This window comes from Streptomyces sp. P13-3-3 (genome assembly GCF_050571355.1).
GTDB classification, from domain to species: domain Bacteria; phylum Actinomycetota; class Actinomycetes; order Streptomycetales; family Streptomycetaceae; genus Streptomyces; species Streptomyces althioticus.
This window is the reverse complement of the sequence record NZ_CP192228.1, coordinates 5,235,457-5,252,017: the sequence shown is the minus strand read 5'-3', so window position 1 is coordinate 5,252,017 and position 16,561 is coordinate 5,235,457. Positions and strand designations below refer to the sequence as shown.

The following is a 16,561-nucleotide window of genomic DNA, read 5'->3' as shown; positions in this document are numbered from 1 at the left end:
CATCAAAGACCACTTGACCCACTACTGGTCCTTGCGCACTGCAATTGACAACGTTGTCCAGCGCAGGGAGGGTGCTCGCGCATGCAACAGAGGGTTCGGCACAGATGGGGAACGGCGGTCGTCGCGACGACCGCCTTCGCTTTGGCCGCGGGCTCGCAGGGTGTCGCCGTGGCGCTCTCCGAGGCGCCGCCGAAGACCGACCGGGAGTTCTCCTCGTCGTTCGAGTCCGGGGACCCCGCCCCGGACTGGCTGAACACCGTGGAGACCACGCGCGGCGGCGGCAAGCGCGCCTCCGGCGTGAACGGCGGGTACAGCGCCGGGATACCCGGCAACGTCACCGACCATGTCACCGAGGTCCGCGCGAGCGCGGAGAACACCGACGGCCGGGAGGTGAAGGAGCACCTCGTCGACAGTCTGTCCAGCACCAAGTGGCTGGCCTTCGAGCCCACCGCCTGGCTCGAGTTCGACTTCGACGCGCCGGTCGAGGTGCAGCGCTACGCCCTCACCTCCGCCAACGACCACGAGGAGCGCGACCCGCGCGACTGGACCCTCAAGGGCTCCACCGACGGGGAGGACTGGACGACCCTCGACACCCGCACGGGTGAGACGTTCGAGGAGCGCTTCCAGACGAAGACGTACGCGCTGGACGCGTCCGTCGTCGGCGAGTACCGCCACTTCCGGCTGGAGATCACCAGGAACGGCAGCGGCGACCTCGTGCAGCTCGCCGACGTGCAGTTCGCGGCCGGCGGCGAGGACGAGCCGGAGCCCGAGGACATGCTGTCGCTGGTCGACCGCGGCCCCACCGGCTCCCCGACCGCGAAGGCGCGGGCCGGCTTCACCGGCGTACGGGCGCTGCGCTACGCGGGCCGGCACCTCGCCGACGGGCGGGCGTACTCGTACAACAAGGTGTTCGACGTCAACGTGAAGGTCGAGCGGGACACCCAGCTGTCCTACCGGATCTTTCCGTCGATGGCGGACGGCGACCTCGACTACGACGCCACGAACGTCGCCGTCGACCTCGCCTTCACCGACGGCACCTATCTGAGCGACCTGCGCGCCACCGACCAGCACGGCTTCCCGCTCACCCCGCGCGGGCAGGGCGAGTCCAAGGTGCTGTACGTCAACCAGTGGAACAACGTGGTCTCCCGGATCGGGTCGGTGGCCAAGGGCAGGACGGTCGACCGGATCCTGGTGGCGTACGACTCCCCCAAGGGCCCGGCGAAGTTCCGCGGCTGGCTGGACGACGTGGCGCTGAAGCAGGCGCGGCCCGAGCCGCCGAAGGCGCATCTGTCGGACTACGCGGTGACCACCCGCGGCACCAACTCCAGCGGCAGCTTCTCGCGTGGCAACACCTTCCCCGCGGCGGCCGTGCCGCACGGCTTCAACTTCTGGACCCCGGTGACCAACGCCGGTTCCGACAGCTGGCTGTACGAGTACGCGGCGGGCAACAACGACGACAACCTGCCGACGATCCAGGCGTTCAGCGCGAGCCACGAACCCAGCCCCTGGATGGGCGACCGGCAGACCTTCCAGGTGATGCCGTCGGCTGCGGAGGGCACCCCGGAGACCGGCCGTGACGCGCGCGAGCTGGCCTTCCGGCACGAGAACGAGACCGCCCGGCCGTACTACTACGGGGTGCGGTTCGAGAACGGCGTGAAGGCCGAGATGGCGCCGACGGACCACGCGGCGATGATGCGCTTCACCTACCCCGGTGACGACGCGAGCGTGATCTTCGACAACGTCACGGACCAGGCGGGGCTGACGCTGAACGAGGAGGACTCCTCCTTCACCGGCTACTCGGACGTGAAGTCCGGCCTGTCCACCGGCGCCACCCGGCTGTTCGTCTACGGCGAGTTCGACAAGAAGGTCACCGGCGGCGACTCCAAGGGCGAGCGCGGCCACCTGCGCTTCGACGCCGGCAAGGACCGCACGGTCACCCTGCGCCTGGCCACCTCCCTGATCGGCGTCGACCAGGCGAAGGACAACCTGCGCCAGGAGATCGGGCGCAAGACCTCCTTCGAGAAGGTCAAGCGGGACGCGCAGCGCCAGTGGGACCGCATCCTCGGCAAGGTCGAGGTCGAGGGCGCCACGCCGGACCAGCTGACCACGCTCTACTCCAGCCTGTACCGGCTGTACCTGTACCCGAACTCGGGCTTCGAGAAGGTCGACGGAAAGGACAAGTACGCCTCGCCGTTCTCGAAGATGCCGGAGCAGGACACGCCGACCCACACGGGCGCGAAGATCGTGGACGGCAAGGTGTACGTCAACAACGGCTTCTGGGACACCTACCGGACGACCTGGCCCGCGTACTCCTTCCTCACCCCCTCCAAGGCCGGTGAGCTGGTCGACGGGTTCGTGCAGCACTACAAGGACGGCGGCTGGACCTCCCGCTGGTCCTCCCCCGGCTACGCGGACCTGATGACCGGCACCTCCTCGGACGTGGCGTTCGCGGACGCCTACGTCAAGGGCGTCGACGGCTTCGACGCGAAGGCCGCCTACGACGCGGCGGTGAAGAACGCCACCGTGGTGCCGCCGTCGTCCGGTGTGGGCCGCAAGGGCATGGCGACCTCGCCGTTCCTCGGTTACACCAGCACCGAGACCCACGAGGGCCTGTCCTGGGCCCTGGAGGGCTACCTCAACGACTACGGCATCGCCAAGATGGGCGAGGCGCTGTACGAGAAGACCGGTGACAGGCGCTACAAGGAGGAGTCCGCGTACTTCCTCAACCGCGCCCAGGACTACGTCAAGCTGTTCGACGCCGAGGCCGGCTTCTTCCAGGGCCGGGACCTCGAGGGCGACTGGCGGGTGAAGTCCTCCGCGTACGACCCGCGCGTCTGGGGCTACGACTACACGGAGACCAACGGCTGGGGTTACGCGTTCACCGCCGCCCAGGACAGCCGGGGCCTCGCCAACCTGTACGGCGGGCGCAAGGGACTCGCCGACAAGCTGGACGAGTACCTCTCCACGCCCGAGACGGCCTCCCCGGACCTCAAGGGCTCCTACGGCGGCGTCATCCACGAGATGATCGAGGCGCGCGACGTGCGCATGGGCATGTACGGCCACTCCAACCAGGTGGCGCACCACGCCCTGTACATGTACGACGCGGCCGGGCAGCCCTGGAAGACGCAGAAGAACGTGCGTGAGGTGCTGTCCCGCCTCTACACCGGCAGCGAGATCGGGCAGGGCTACCACGGCGACGAGGACAACGGCGAGCAGTCCGCCTGGTACCTGTTCTCCTCGCTCGGCTTCTACCCGCTGGTGATGGGCAGCGGCGAGTACGCCATCGGCTCCCCGCTGTTCACCAAGGTCACCGTGCACCTGGAGAACGGCCGCGAGCTGGTCGTCAAGGCGCCGAAGAACAGCGCGAAGAACGTGTACGTGCAGGGCCTGAAGGTCAACGGCAAGCGGTGGAACTCCACGGCGCTGCCGCACTCGGTGATCGCCAAGGGCGGAGTGCTCGAGTTCGACATGGGTCCGCGCCCGTCGGCGTGGGGCACCGGCAAGAACGCCGCGCCGGTGTCGATCACCCAGGACGACGAGGTGCCCGCCCCGCGCGAGGACGCGGTGAAGGGCGAGGGCCCGCTGTTCGACAACACGTCGGAGACCGCCGCCGCGGTGACCGAGGCCGAACTGCCCGTGGAGAAGGCCGCCGCGGCGGTGCAGTACACGCTGACCTCCGCCAAGGCCGGCGAGGCGCCCACCGGCTGGGTGCTCCAGGGCTCGGCGGACGGGAAGACGTGGCAGGACGTGGACCGGCGGGCGGACGAGTCCTTCCGCTGGGACAGGCAGACCCGCGTCTTCTCGGTGGCGAAGCCGAAGCCGTACGAGCACTACCGGCTGGTGCTGACCGGTGAGGCGACGCTGGCGGAGGTGGAGCTGCTGGGCTGATCCACGCCCACCTGGCGGGTCCGGACCTGGTCCGGGCCCGCCGTTTCCTTGCCCTGTCCGCCTGGTTCGGTCGACCACCACGGGTACCTTCCGGAGCACCCGGTGCACCAGAATGGAGCCATGACGGACTCGGGGGACTTCGACGCCGCCTGGCTGCCCGACGCCGCGTTCCGCGCGGTCGGCGCCCGCCGTTCAGTGATCCGGGGCGGCACGGACCCCCTGACGGACACCGTACGCCGTGAACTCATCGACGCCTGCGCGTGGTTCGGCGGTGAGGTGGTCCGGGACGGGGACACGGCCGAGTTCGTCCTCGAAGTGACCGGCGGCAGCCCGGACGACGAGAGCTACACACTCCGACGCGCCGGCGGGGCCACGACGTTGACCGCGCCGAGCGGGCGCGGACTGCTGTACGGGCTGTTCCACGTCGTGCGGCTCGGTGAGGACGCCTTCGCCGGTGACCTGGCGCCGCGCACGCACCGGCCCGCCCTCGCCACCCGCATGCTGGACCACTGGGACAACGTGGCCGTGCACCCGGTGATGGGGCAGGTCGAACGCGGCTACGCGGGCGGCTCCCTGTTCTGGGCGGACGGTGAGGCGCGCGGCGACCTCGGCCGGGTGCGGGCGTACGGCAGGCTGCTGGCCGCGTGCGGGATCAACGCCGTCGCCGTCAACAACGTCAACGTGCACGCCACCGAGGCGCGGCTGCTGACCGACCGGATCGGCGACGTGGCCGCCATCGCGGGGGCGCTGCGCCCGTACGGCATCCGCACGCACCTCTCCGTCAGCTTCGCCGCGCCGATGCTGCTGGGCGGACCGGACACCGCCGACCCGCTGGACCCGGCGGTGCGCGAGTGGTGGGCGGCGGTGACCGCCCGCGTGTACGCGGAGATCCCGGACTTCGGCGGGTACGTCGTGAAGGCCGACTCCGAGGGCCGGCCGGGCCCCTTCGCCTACGGCCGCTCGCACGCCGACGGGGCGAACATGCTGGCCGCGGCGCTGGAGCCGCACGGCGGCACGGTGCACTGGCGGGCGTTCGTCTACGACCACCGTCAGGACTGGCGGGACCGCTCGACCGACCGGGCGCGTGCCGCGTACGACCACTTCGCCCCGCTGGACGGGGAGTTCGCGGACAACGCGGTGCTCCAGGTGAAGCACGGGCCGATGGACTTCCAGGTGCGTGAGCCGGTGTCGCCGCTGATCGGCGCGATGCCGGACACCCGGCTCGCGGTGGAGCTCCAGGTCACCCAGGAGTACACCGGGCAGCAGAGGCACGTGTGCTGGCTGGGCCCGATGTGGAGCGAGGTGCTGCGGTTCCGCCCGGACGGCGAGGTGCCCGCCGGGCGGCTCGCGCACGAGCTGGTCGCGGTGTCCAACGCCGGCGACGACCGCTACTGGACGGGGCACCCGCTCGCCCAGGCCAACCTGTACACCTTCGGACGGCTGGCATGGGACCCCGCGGCGGACCCGCGGGGCGTGCTCGACGAGTGGATCGCGCTGACCCACCCGGGCGCCCCGGACCGGCTGGCCGACGGGCTGCACGCGATCCTGGACGGCTCCTGGGCGACGTACGAGAAGTACACGGCTCCGCTCGGGGTGGGTTTCATGGTGCAGCCGGGGCACCACTACGGGCCGAGCGTGGACGGCTACGAGTACAGCCCCTGGGGCACCTACCACTTCGCCGACCGTGACGGGATCGGCGTCGACCGCTCCGTGGCGACCGGCACCGGCTTCGCCGCGCAGTACGCCGAGCCGTGGGCGAAGCTCTACGAGTCCCCCGGCACCTGCCCCGAGGAGCTGTTGCTGTTCTTCCACCACGTCCCGTACGGCCATCTGCTGCACAGCGGGAAGACGGTGATCCAGCACATCTACGACACCCACTTCGAGGGCGTGGAGGAGGCCGAGGAGGCCCGCCGGGTATGGGCGGACCTCGCGGACCTGGTGGAGCCGGAGCGGCACGCACGGGTGTCGGAGCGGTTCGAGGAGCAGCTGCGCTGTGCCCGCGAGTGGCGGGACCAGATCAACAGCTACTTCCTGCGCAAGTCCGGGGTGCGGGACGAGCACGGGCGCACGATTCACTGAACGCCGGTGCGGCCTCAGGCCGTGAAGTGGTCCCGGGTCTCCTCGATCACCGGGCGGGCGGCGTGCAGCAGGGACAGCAGCAGGGGTGCGGCGAGCAGGGCGGGCAGCGCCTCCGTGAGCCGGGCGGTGCCGGTTGCTGTGAGGATCAGCAGGGACAGGGCGCCCAGGGTGGCCCGCGGGTGCTTCGGCAGGAAGTACGCGGCGAGGCGGGCGGTGTCGCGGGCGCGGAAGGCGAACAGGGCGGTCAGCACCAGCGCGTGGGCGCCCCACAGCAGGCTGCCCGTGCCGATGACGGCGAGCAGGACCGCCCACCAGCCGGGCAGCCCGGTCGCGGGGAAGTGCGTGAGGGTGAACGCGATGACCGTGAGCCAGGCCAGCAGCGGCGCCCACAGCTTCAGCGCGGGGACGGCGCCCAGCCGCCAGCCGCGCAGGAACGCGCGGGACGGGCGGAGTTCGGTGAGGTCGCCGCTGCGGTGGTGCAGGGCGTAGAGGGCCGCGGCGGCGGACGGGCCGAGCGGGAGCAGGCAGAGGGCGGCGAGGGGCAGGTTGGCGGGGTCGGGGGCGAGGAGGAAGAGGCCGGCGAGGCCCGGCGCCGCGGTGAGCAGCAGCAGGGCCTCGACGGTGACGAGCGTGTGGATCAGGGCGGCGGCCCGGGACAGCGGGCCGGTGCCGAAGGCGTCGGCGCGTACGGTGCTCATGCCGTGTCCCGGCCGAGCAGCCGCCGCTCGTCCCACCAGGGCGGGGTCTCGTCGTCCACCGGGGTCAGCTCGACGAGGGTGATCTCGTGGCGGGCGAGGGTGACGGTGAGGTCGGTCCGGCCGTTCTCGACGGGCAGCCGGGAGTGGCTGCGGACGGGCTCGGAGGCCTCGTGCAGCATGTCGAGCTGTCCGGGGCGCGGGGAGCGGGGGGAACCCATGTGCCGCCAGGCGGTGTAGGCGTTGCCGCGCTCCTCGTCGACGGAGGACCGGCGCACGAACACCTCGCCGCGCCCGTCGCCGGCCACGGGGAGGGACAGGCGCAGGGTGTGCCCGTCCGGGCCGGGAGTGTCGCCCGTGGGGTCGACAGGGGCCCAGGCGAGGACGGTGATCCGGCCGTCCGCGTGCCGGGTGACCAGGTGGTCGTCCCCGCGCGCCAGCTGCTCCGGGCCCATGCGCGCCATGAACGCGTACAGGTGGTAGGTGGGTTTGCGGATCTGGCGGTGGGTGAGCAGGCCGAAGCCGCCGTGGAACAGGGCGGTGGGGATGCCGGTCTCCTCGAAGACGTCGCTGAACGTCCAGTAGGAGAAGGAGTCGGCGTGGTCGCCGCCCGCCGCCACCACGGGGGCGAGGTAGGCGGCGTGGAACGCGGTGTCGTGGATCAGGTTGTCCGGCCGGTAGGACGAGTTGAACTCGGTGATGTGCACCGGCAGTCCGGCCAGTCGGGTGCCCGCGAGGGCCGTGTGCGGCTGGGCGAACTGGTCGAGCAGGGTGCTCGCCGGGGCGAGGGTCTGGTGGGTGCCGAACGGGACGTTCTGCGCGGGCCCGGAGGCGTAGGCGTGCCGGGACACGAAGTCCACGGGCACGTCACGGTGTTCGGCGAACTCGGCGAACCGCTCCAGCCAGCCGTCGGCGGCCGGGGACAGCGCGGGCCCGCCGACGGCCAGCTCGGCGTCCACCTCCTTGACGGTGTGCGCCGTCGCCTCGTACAGCCGGTGGTAGGCCGCCTCGTCGGCGTTCTGCCAGAACGGGGGCAGGTCCGGCTCGTTCCACACCTCGACGGGCCAGGTGCGCACCTCGTCGAGGCCGTAGCGGTCGATCAGGTGGGTGAGGACCGCGCGCACCAGGCGGGTCCACTCCTTCTCGTCGGCGGGTGGGGTGACGTTGCCCTCCCACCAGAACACCGTCTGTGTGCCGGACGCCATCTCCCCTGGCATGAAGCCGAGTTCCAGGAAGGGGCGGATGCCGGTGGCGAGGAGGGCGTCGAAGACCTGGTCGAGGTAGGTGAACGAGTGGTGGGTGCGGCGGGAGCCCTGCCACTCGTAGGGGCGGTGGACGCCCATGTCGTCGCTGAGCAGGCCGTGGCCGCGCAGGTGCCGGAAGCCGATGTCGCGCTGGAGCAGGGCGAGGGAGTCCTGGTAGTCGCGGCGCAGGGCGAGGTCGAGGCGGCCGGTGCCGACGCAGGCGCGCCAGGCGTCGGACAGCGGGCCGGCCGGCTCCGCGGGCACGTGGATCACGCGTTCTCCTTCTGGAAGCGCTCGTACGCCTGGTTGTGCAGCTCGATGTACCGGTCCATGTTCTTCGCCTCGAGCTCCTTGACGTAGTCGTCCCACTCGGAGAGGGGACGCTTGCCGAGGACGAAGCGCAGGGCGTTCTGGGTGACGTGGTCCTTCAGCGGGGTGTCCCAGAGGGTGGCCTGCTCCTGCTCCTCGGCGCGCAGCGGGTGCGGCGGGTCGGTGGGCAGCTCCTTGCGGGAGGCCATCGCGTCGGTGAACTTCTTCTCGTCGGGGCTGAACGAGGAGGACACCAGCGCCCAGCTGCCGCCGTAGGTGAACACGCCGTTGAAGAAGCCGTAGTCCTTCTGCAGGTCCTTCGGGGCGTCCGGGTCGGAGCCCATGAGGGAGATGCCCGGCGTGAGCTGGTAGCCCGCGTCACCGGAGCGGGTGAACGTGGTCTTCTCCACGCCCCACTTGCAGAACTCCTGGCCGGCGTCGGAGTACCAGAGCCAGTCCACGAACTGCATCAGGGCGACGAAGTCGTCCCGCTCCAGCGCCTTGCTGGAGATCATCATGCCGTTCTCCAGGCGCCCGCCGCCCATGACGATCTCGCCCGCCGGGCCGAGCGGCACCGGGATCATCTCGATGGTGGCGCCCTTGACCTGCCGCTGGAGGTTGTAGCGGTAGTTCTGCACCAGCTCCTGCGCGTTGGCGCTGATCGCGAAGGACTTCTCCCCCAGCAGCTTCCTGACCGCCTCCTCGTCGGTCTGGGTGAAGCTCTCCGGGTCCATCAGCTTCTCCGCGACCAGCTTGCGCAGGTACTCCACGACCTGGCGGAAGGCGTCCGTCGCGCCGGTGAAGACGAACTTCTCCGCCTCGGGGTCCCAGGTGGTGTTCTGGTACGACCAGCCGGCGCGGACGCCGTGGGCCTGCCCGAGATACTGGAACAACGCGCCCGCCGGGAACGGCGTGTTGGTGCTCCAGCGGTCGGTGAGCGGGTAGCGGTCGGGGTACTCCTCACGGAGCGCCTTGAGGGTCGTGTACACCTCGTCCCAGGTGGTGGGCAGGGCGAGGCCGTGCTTGTCGAGGATGTCGGTGCGGAAGGACAGCGAGTACTGCTGGCGCACCTTCTCGTGCAGGCCGGGGAGCAGGTAGTAGCGGCCGTCGGACTGGCGCAGCGAGTCGACCTCCGGCTGGAGGTTCCATCTCTTCACCTTGTCCAGGAAGTTGGGCATCAGGTCGGTGTACTCGCTGACCGGCAGGACGGCCCCGGAGGAGACGAAGGCGGTCTCCGCGCCCGGGTAGGTCTTGGGGATGAGCAGGGGGGCGTCGCCCGCGCCGATGAGGAGGCTGCGCTTCTTCTCGTAGTCGCTCAGCGGGACCGGGGTGGCGTCCAGGGTGACGCCGGTGCGCCGGGACAGCTCCTTCCAGAACAGCCAGTTCTTCTTCATCGGGTAGACCGGGTTGTCGTTGTGCAGCACGGTGAAGGTGAGCGGCTCGGTCGCCTTGAACTGCTGTCCCGCCCGGTAGTTCTTCATGGCGCCCGTGCGCTTCTTCGACAGGTCCTTGGTGTCCTCGCCGCCGCCGCTGCCGCAGCCGGTGAGGGTGGCGAGGCCGATGAAGCCCGCTGCGGCGAGTATCTGGCGCCGGGAGAGCTGTCCGTCGTTCTTCACGGGGACTCCTGTGACGTGGGGGTGGACTTGGGGGGGTGGGTGGAGTGCCTGCGGCCGTCAGCCCTTGACCGCGCCGAGCATCACGCCGGAGACGAAGTAGCGCTGCACGAACGGGTACACGCAGAGGATCGGCAGCGAGGTGAGCACGATCGTCACCGCCTGGATGTTGGCGTTGACCTGGGTGAGGTTCTCGGTGCCCGCGCCGGCGGCGGTCCCTCCGGTGGCGCCCGCGAGGAGGTTGCGCAGATACACCGTGACCGGCATCAGCTCGGTGCGGTCCATGTAGAGGAACGCGGAGAACCAGGAGTTCCAGAAGGACACCGAGTAGAAGAGCACCATGGTCGCGACGACCGCCTTGGACAGCGGCAGCACGATCCGCAGCAGGGTGCCGTAGGTGCTGAGACCGTCGATCTGCGCCGCCTCCTCCAGTTCGGTCGGCAGGCTCTCGAAGAAGGCCTTCATCACCAGCAGGTTGAAGACGCTGATGGCGTTCGGCAGGGCGATGGCCCACACGCTGTTCTTCAGCCCGAGGCTGGTGATCAGCACGTAGTTGGGGATGAGGCCGCCGGTGAAGAACATGGTGAACACGGCGATCCCGACGAGCGCACCGCGGCCCTTGAGGTGGTGCTTGGACAGGACGTAGGCGTAGCAGGTGGTCAGCACCATGGCGACGGCGGTGGCGACGACCGTGTAGAGGACGGTGTTGCCGTAGTTCCGCCAGAACATCGAGTCGGAGAAGACGATCTCGTAGGTGGTGAGGTTGAAGCCCTGGGGCCACAGCGTCACGTCACCGGCGCGGATCTCCTTCTCGCCGCTGAACGAGCGGGCGACGATGTTGACGAACGGGTACAGCGTGATCAGCACGACCAGGGTGAGGATCACGCCGTTGACGCCCTGGAAGACGCGGTACCCCCGCGAGGGGCGGATCGTGCTCACCACAGGCTCGTCCCCACCGTGCGGCGCGACAGCTGGTTGGCCGAGGTGATCAGCACCAGCCCGATGACCGCCTCGAACAGGCCGATGGCGGCGGCGTAGCTGAAGCTGTTGGACTCCACACCCGTGCGGTAGAGGTACGTGGAGATCACGTCGGCGGTGGGATACGTCAGCGGGTTGTACAGCAACAGGACCTTCTCGAAGCCGACGGCCAGGAACGTGCCGATGTTGAGGATCAGCAGCGTGATCATGGTGGGGCGGATGCCGGGCAGGGTGACGTGCCAGATCTGCCGCCAGCGGTTCGCGCCGTCGATCCGGGCGGCCTCGTACAGGTCCTCGTCGATGGTGGTGAGCGCGGCGAGGTAGAGGATCGTGCCCCAGCCGGCGGTCTGCCAGATCTCGGAGCCGACGTAGATGGTGCGGAACCAGTCGGGCTCCTGGATGAACCGGACGGGGTCGTGCCCGAACCAGCCGAGGACGTGGTTGACCGGGCCGTCCGTGGCGAGCATCTGCATCGTGATGCCGGCGACGATCACGATGGACAGGAAGTGCGGCAGGTACGACACCGACTGCACGAACCGTTTCAGCGACCGGCGGCGGACCTCGTTGAGCAGCAGGGCGAGGACGATGGGGACCGGGAAGCAGAAGACGAGCGTCAGCCCGCCGATCCACAGGGTGTTGCGGAAGACCTGCCAGAACGTCGGGTCGGACAGGAACATCTCGACGTAGCGCAGGCCCACCCAGTACTCGCCGAGGATCGACCCGCCCGGCTCGAAGCGGCGGAACGCGATCACGTTGCCGATCATCGGCAGATAGCGGAACACCAGGAAGAACAGCAGCGGCAGCACGGCCAGCGAGTAGAGCTGCCAGTCCTTGCGCAGCGCGCGCCGCCAGCCGGTGGGCGAGGGCGGCCGGGTGCGCCGGCGGGGCGGGGGCGCGGGTGGCGGCTCCTGGGTGCCCGGAGGTGGAGCCGACGTGGTGGAGCTGCTCATTGCCCGGGCCTCCCGCGCCTGACACAGAACCGAAACTTTCGAGCATCTGTCGGTAACTTCGCGGCAACTTATGAGTCGTAGTAAGCGGTGTCAATGGGTGGTGCGCAGGGGACTTTTGCTACGTCACGACCGCACGGAAGTCCGGAACGGGCCGCTGTGGAACCCGGCTGTGATCTGTTACCGTCCACCGAAATTTCCTGCGGTTCGCCCGCAACGATCGGGGGTGCCGCCCGCCGAGCCTGCGAGGTGCCGCGTGCCCGCGTTCGACCTGCCCCCGGCCGACCTGGAACGTCACCGTCCGGACATCACCGAGCCTGCGGACTTCGACGCGTTCTGGAAGCGCACGCTGGGCGAGGCGGCCGGCGCGGGCGACGCCCTGGTCTCCGCCGAGCCGGTGGACAACGGGCTGCGGCTGACGGAGACCTGGGACGTGACGTTCCGGGGCTTCGCGGGCGACCCGGTGCGGGGATGGTTCAGCCGCCCCGCCGGGGTGCGCGAGCCCCTCCCGGCGGTGGTGGAGTTCGCCGGGTACGGACGCGGACGGGGTCTCCCCCACGAGCGGCTCACCTGGGTCAACGCCGGGTACGCGCACCTGCTGATGGACAACCGCGGCCAGGGTGACCAGTACGGATGCGGCGGGGACACCCCCGACCCGCACGCCGTCGCGCCCGGCGGCCCCGGACCGGTCGCGCGGGGGCTGCTCGACCCGCACGACCTCCACCACCGCCGGCTGATCACCGACGCGGTGCGCGCGGTGGACGCCGTCCGCGCCCTGCCCGGCGTGGACCACTCCCGGGTCGCGGCGGTGGGCAACAGCCAGGGCGGGGGCGTCGCGCTGGCGGTCGCGGGACTGGTCCCGGACCTCGCGGCGGTCCTGGCCACCGCACCCTTCCTGTGCGGGATACGCCGCGCGCTGGACCTGACGGACGCCTCCCCCTACGGCGAGATCACCGCGTACCTCGCCGTGCACCGCGGCGCGGAGGAGGCCGTCCACCGCACGCTGTCCTACGTCGAGGGCATCTCCTTCGCCCGCCGCGCGCAGGCGCCGGCCCACTTCGGCGTGGGCCTCCGCGACACGGTGTGCCCGCCGAGCGGGGCGTACGCGGCGTTCAACCGGTACGCCGAACTGACGGGCGGCCAGGAGGAGAAGGTCCTGCACGCCTACCCGTTCAACGGGCATGAGGGCGGGGACGCGATGCATGTCCGGCGGCAACTGGGGTGGCTGCGCGCGGTGCTGGGCGCGTGAGGACGCCGGGGGCGGTGAGCGGGCCCGCGCGGCAGAGCACGGCGCGCAGTTCGGAGCGCGGCAGCGTGTCGGGACGGGTGGGGGCGACGGCGCCCGCGGTGAGGGCCAGGCCGGCCGCCGGTACCGCGGCCAGGACGCAGACGAGCACCACGAACAGGATCCGGTCGCCCTTGCGCCGGGCCGTCCCCGCGCCGACGCGGTCGCTTAGTGGCGTGATCATGACACTCCCGTCCGCGACTGTGGGGGCGGACGAGGCGGTGACGCCCCGGCGACGGGTTCCGGTCCGCCACGCCCAACAGTGGGAGCGCTCCCACCTCGTCCGTGGAAGGGACGGTAGCGCCGGGGGGCGGGGATGTAAACGGTTACCGCGCGTATCGGCCGCGGAGACGAAACGAGACGAGGCGAGGCGAGGCGAGCGGGAACGCCCGAGGGCCGCATCCCGCGTGGGGATGCGGCCCTCGGACCGCCCTGCCTGCCGCTTACTTGCGGATCAGGCTGCGCAGCACGTACTGCAGGATGCCGCCGTTGCGGTAGTAGTCGGCCTCACCGGGGGTGTCGATGCGGACGACCGCGTCGAACTCGACACCGGTGTCGGTGGTGACCTTCACCGTGCGGGGCGTGGTGCCCTCGTTCAGCTCGGTCACGCCGGTGACGGAGAAGGTCTCCTCGCCGGTCAGGCCGAGGGACTCGGCGGTGTGGCCCTCGGGGAACTGCAGCGGCAGGACGCCCATGCCGATCAGGTTCGAACGGTGGATGCGCTCGTACGACTCGGCGATGACGGCCTTGACGCCGAGGAGCGCGGTGCCCTTGGCCGCCCAGTCACGGGACGAGCCGGAGCCGTACTCCTTGCCGGCCAGGACGACCAGCGGGACGCCGGCGGCCTGGTAGTTCTGCGAGGCGTCGTAGATGAAGGAGACGGGGCCGCCGTCCTGCGTGAAGTCGCGGGTGTAGCCGCCCTCGGTGCCCGGCGCGATCTGGTTGCGCAGGCGGATGTTGGCGAACGTACCGCGGATCATGACCTCGTGGTTGCCGCGGCGGGAGCCGTAGCTGTTGAAGTCGCGGCGCTCGATGCCGTGCTCCGTGAGGTACTTGCCGGCCGGGGTGTCGGCCTTGATGGCGCCGGCCGGGGAGATGTGGTCGGTGGTGACCGAGTCGCCCAGCTTGGCCAGCACGCGGGCGCCGGTGATGTCCTCGACCGGGGCCGGCTCCATCTGCATGCCCTCGAAGTACGGGGGCTTGCGGACGTAGGTCGACTCGTCGTCCCACTCGAAGGTGTCGCCGGTCGGGACGGGCAGCGCCTGCCACTGGGCGTCGCCGGCGAAGACGTCGGAGTAGGACTTGGAGAACATGTCCTCGCCGATGGCGTTCGCCACGACGTCGTTCACCTCGGCCTCGGAGGGCCAGATGTCCTTCAGGAAGACCGGGTTGTTGTCCTGGTCGTAGCCGAGGGCCTCGCGGGTGATGTCCACCTTCATGGAACCGGCGAGCGCGTAGGCGACGACCAGCGGCGGGGACGCCAGGTAGTTCATCTTGACGTCGGGGTTGATCCGGCCCTCGAAGTTGCGGTTGCCGGACAGCACCGAGGTGACGGCCAGGTCGTGCTCGTTGACGGCCTTGGAGACCTCGTCCGGCAGCGGGCCGGAGTTGCCGATGCAGGTGGTGCAGCCGTAGCCGACGAGGTTGAAGCCGACCTTGTCGAGGTAGGGGGTCAGACCCGCCTTCTCGAAGTAGTCGGTGACGACCTTGGAGCCCGGGGCGAGGGTGGTCTTGACCCACGGCTTGCGGGTCAGGCCCTTCTCGACCGCCTTCTTGGCCACCAGCGCGGCGGCGACCATGACGTACGGGTTGGAGGTGTTGGTGCAGGAGGTGATGGCCGCGACCGTCACCGCGCCGTGGTCCAGGGTGTAGGTGGTGCCGTCGGGGGCGGTCACCTCGACCGGGTTGGACGGGACGCCGTTGGAGATGGCCGGGGCGTCGGAGGCCGGGAAGGACTCCTTGACGGCCTCGTCGACGTCGCCGCCGTCCTTGACGTAGTTGCGGACGTCCTGCTCGAACTGCGACTTGGCGTCGGCGAGGACGATGCGGTCCTGCGGGCGCTTCGGGCCGGCGATGGACGGGACGACCGTGGCCAGGTCCAGCTCGAGCTTCTCGGAGAAGTCCGGCTCGGCCTTCGGGTCCAGCCAGAGGCCCTGCTCCTTGGCGTAGGCCTCGACCAGCGCGACCTGCTGCTCGGAGCGGCCGGTCAGGCGCATGTAGCTCAGCGTCTCGTCGTCGATCGGGAAGATCGCGGCGGTGGAGCCGAACTCCGGCGACATGTTGCCGATGGTGGCGCGGTTGGCGAGGCTCGTGGCGGCGACGCCCTCGCCGTAGAACTCGACGAACTTGCCGACGACGCCGTGCTTGCGCAGCATCTCGGTGATCGTGAGCACCAGGTCCGTGGCGGTGGTGCCGGGCTGCAGCTCACCGGTGAGCTTGAAGCCGACGACGCGCGGGATCAGCATGGAGACCGGCTGGCCGAGCATGGCGGCCTCGGCCTCGATGCCGCCGACGCCCCAGCCGAGGACGCCCAGGCCGTTGACCATCGTGGTGTGCGAGTCGGTGCCGACCAGGGTGTCGGGGTACGCCTTGCCGTCGCGGGTCATGACGACGCGGGCCAGGTGCTCGATGTTCACCTGGTGGACGATGCCGGTGCCGGGCGGGACGACCTTGAACTCGTCGAACGCGGTCTGGCCCCAGCGCAGGAACTGGTAGCGCTCGCGGTTGCGGCCGTACTCCAGCTCGACGTTCTGCTTGAACGCGTCGTTGGTGCCGAACTTGTCGGCGATGACGGAGTGGTCGATGACCAGCTCGGCCGGGGCCAGCGGGTTGATCTTGGCCGCGTCGCCGCCGAGCTCCTTCACGGCCTCACGCATGGTGGCGAGGTCGACGACACAGGGCACGCCGGTGAAGTCCTGCATGATCACGCGGGCCGGCGTGAACTGGATCTCCTGCGACGGCTGCGCCTGGGAGTCCCAGCCGCCCAGGGCGCGGATGTGGTCGGCGGTGATGTTCGCGCCGTCCTCGGTGCGGAGGAGGTTCTCCAGCAGCACCTTCAGGCTGTAGGGAAGGCGCGCGGAGCCCTCGACCTTGTCCAGCCGGAAGATCTCGTACGACTCGTCGCCCACCTGCAGCGTGCTGCGGGCGTCGAAGCTGTTCGCCGACACGACAGTCTCCTTCATTGATGTGCGCGTACCACCGTCAATCGTGCCGCCACGCCGGCTTGGCCGTTCCGGTGAGGTCGGGCTAAGTTAGGCATGCCTAACTCGAGTGGCGACCGCGGTGCGCCTCGGCAGATATCTCGATGTCGAGATAACTCTAGTACACGGGCGCGGAATGGTCATGCCCGGGTTCCGGCGTGGCCCTCCGGGCACGCCCGGCCCCGCTCCGGTGCGTCCGCTTTCGCGTACCCCTGTGAGCGCGGCTCGACCCTCCGGGCGGGGTGGCGGGGCCGCCTCACGCCGCGGCGGGAGCGCCCCTAAGGGGCGCGGGGAACTGCGCGACCAGCCACGGACTGCCCGCA

At 70.3% G+C, this 16,561-nt stretch carries 9 protein-coding genes; 3 read left to right on the top strand and 6 right to left on the bottom strand.

The window, feature by feature from the left end:
• Positions 1 to 81: 81 nt before the first annotated feature.
• Entirely contained in the window at positions 82 to 3,888 is a 3,807-nt protein-coding gene (locus ACQZOG_RS23685) for a GH92 family glycosyl hydrolase (protein ID WP_193455877.1), read from the top strand.
• Positions 3,889 to 4,008: 120 nt separating this feature from the next.
• The gene (locus tag ACQZOG_RS23680) at positions 4,009 to 5,967 is read left to right on the top strand and encodes an alpha-glucuronidase (RefSeq protein ID WP_261675789.1); all 1,959 of its coding nucleotides are present in this window, start codon (positions 4,009 to 4,011) and stop codon (positions 5,965 to 5,967) included.
• Between the two features lie 14 nt (positions 5,968 to 5,981).
• On the opposite strand, the gene ACQZOG_RS23675 is transcribed toward ACQZOG_RS23680, so the two are convergent.
• From ACQZOG_RS23675 to ACQZOG_RS23655, 5 genes are read right to left on the bottom strand one after another with little or no spacing between them, the layout of a single operon-like run.
• Positions 5,982 to 6,665, bottom strand: coding sequence for a hypothetical protein (locus ACQZOG_RS23675; protein WP_033274061.1), 684 nt, complete (start codon positions 6,663 to 6,665; stop codon positions 5,982 to 5,984).
• Positions 6,662 to 8,179: a GH39 family glycosyl hydrolase gene (locus ACQZOG_RS23670; RefSeq protein WP_037642229.1), complete on the bottom strand. Its 1,518-nt coding sequence runs from the start codon at positions 8,177 to 8,179 to the stop codon at positions 6,662 to 6,664. Before ACQZOG_RS23670 ends, ACQZOG_RS23675 begins: the two co-directional genes overlap by 4 nt.
• On the bottom strand, positions 8,176 to 9,831 hold the full coding sequence (locus ACQZOG_RS23665; RefSeq protein ID WP_387786919.1) for an extracellular solute-binding protein: 1,656 nt from the start codon (positions 9,829 to 9,831) through the stop codon (positions 8,176 to 8,178). Before ACQZOG_RS23665 ends, ACQZOG_RS23670 begins: the two co-directional genes overlap by 4 nt.
• A gap of 57 nt (positions 9,832 to 9,888) precedes the next feature.
• Positions 9,889 to 10,770 carry a carbohydrate ABC transporter permease gene (locus tag ACQZOG_RS23660; protein ID WP_033274064.1) on the bottom strand — a complete coding sequence of 294 codons (882 nt, stop codon included), beginning with the start codon at positions 10,768 to 10,770 and terminating at the stop codon, positions 9,889 to 9,891.
• Entirely contained in the window at positions 10,764 to 11,756 is a 993-nt protein-coding gene (locus ACQZOG_RS23655) for an ABC transporter permease (RefSeq protein WP_058917160.1), read from the bottom strand. The genes ACQZOG_RS23660 and ACQZOG_RS23655 overlap by 7 nt, the downstream gene beginning before the upstream one ends.
• 253 nt (positions 11,757 to 12,009) lie before the next feature.
• On the opposite strand from ACQZOG_RS23655, the gene ACQZOG_RS23650 reads away from it, so the two are divergent.
• Positions 12,010 to 13,002, top strand: a complete 993-nt coding sequence (locus ACQZOG_RS23650) for an acetylxylan esterase (protein WP_354794231.1) — start codon at positions 12,010 to 12,012, stop codon at positions 13,000 to 13,002.
• A gap of 479 nt (positions 13,003 to 13,481) precedes the next feature.
• Here ACQZOG_RS23650 and acnA read toward each other — a convergent pair whose 3' ends face one another.
• Positions 13,482 to 16,205 (bottom strand): aconitate hydratase AcnA, encoded by a 2,724-nt coding sequence (gene acnA, locus ACQZOG_RS23645; protein ID WP_352378591.1) that lies wholly within the window; start codon positions 16,203 to 16,205, stop codon positions 13,482 to 13,484.
• Between the last annotated feature and the right edge of the window lie 356 nt (positions 16,206 to 16,561).

Coding starts and splice junctions, on each gene's coding strand:
- ACQZOG_RS23685 (WP_193455877.1), top strand. CDS start 82: ATGCAACAGAGGGTTCGGCACAGATGGGGAACGGCGGTCGTCGCGACG.
- ACQZOG_RS23680 (WP_261675789.1), top strand. CDS start 4,009: ATGACGGACTCGGGGGACTTCGACGCCGCCTGGCTGCCCGACGCCGCG.
- ACQZOG_RS23675 (WP_033274061.1), bottom strand. CDS start 6,665: ATGAGCACCGTACGCGCCGACGCCTTCGGCACCGGCCCGCTGTCCCGG.
- ACQZOG_RS23655 (WP_058917160.1), bottom strand. CDS start 11,756: ATGAGCAGCTCCACCACGTCGGCTCCACCTCCGGGCACCCAGGAGCCG.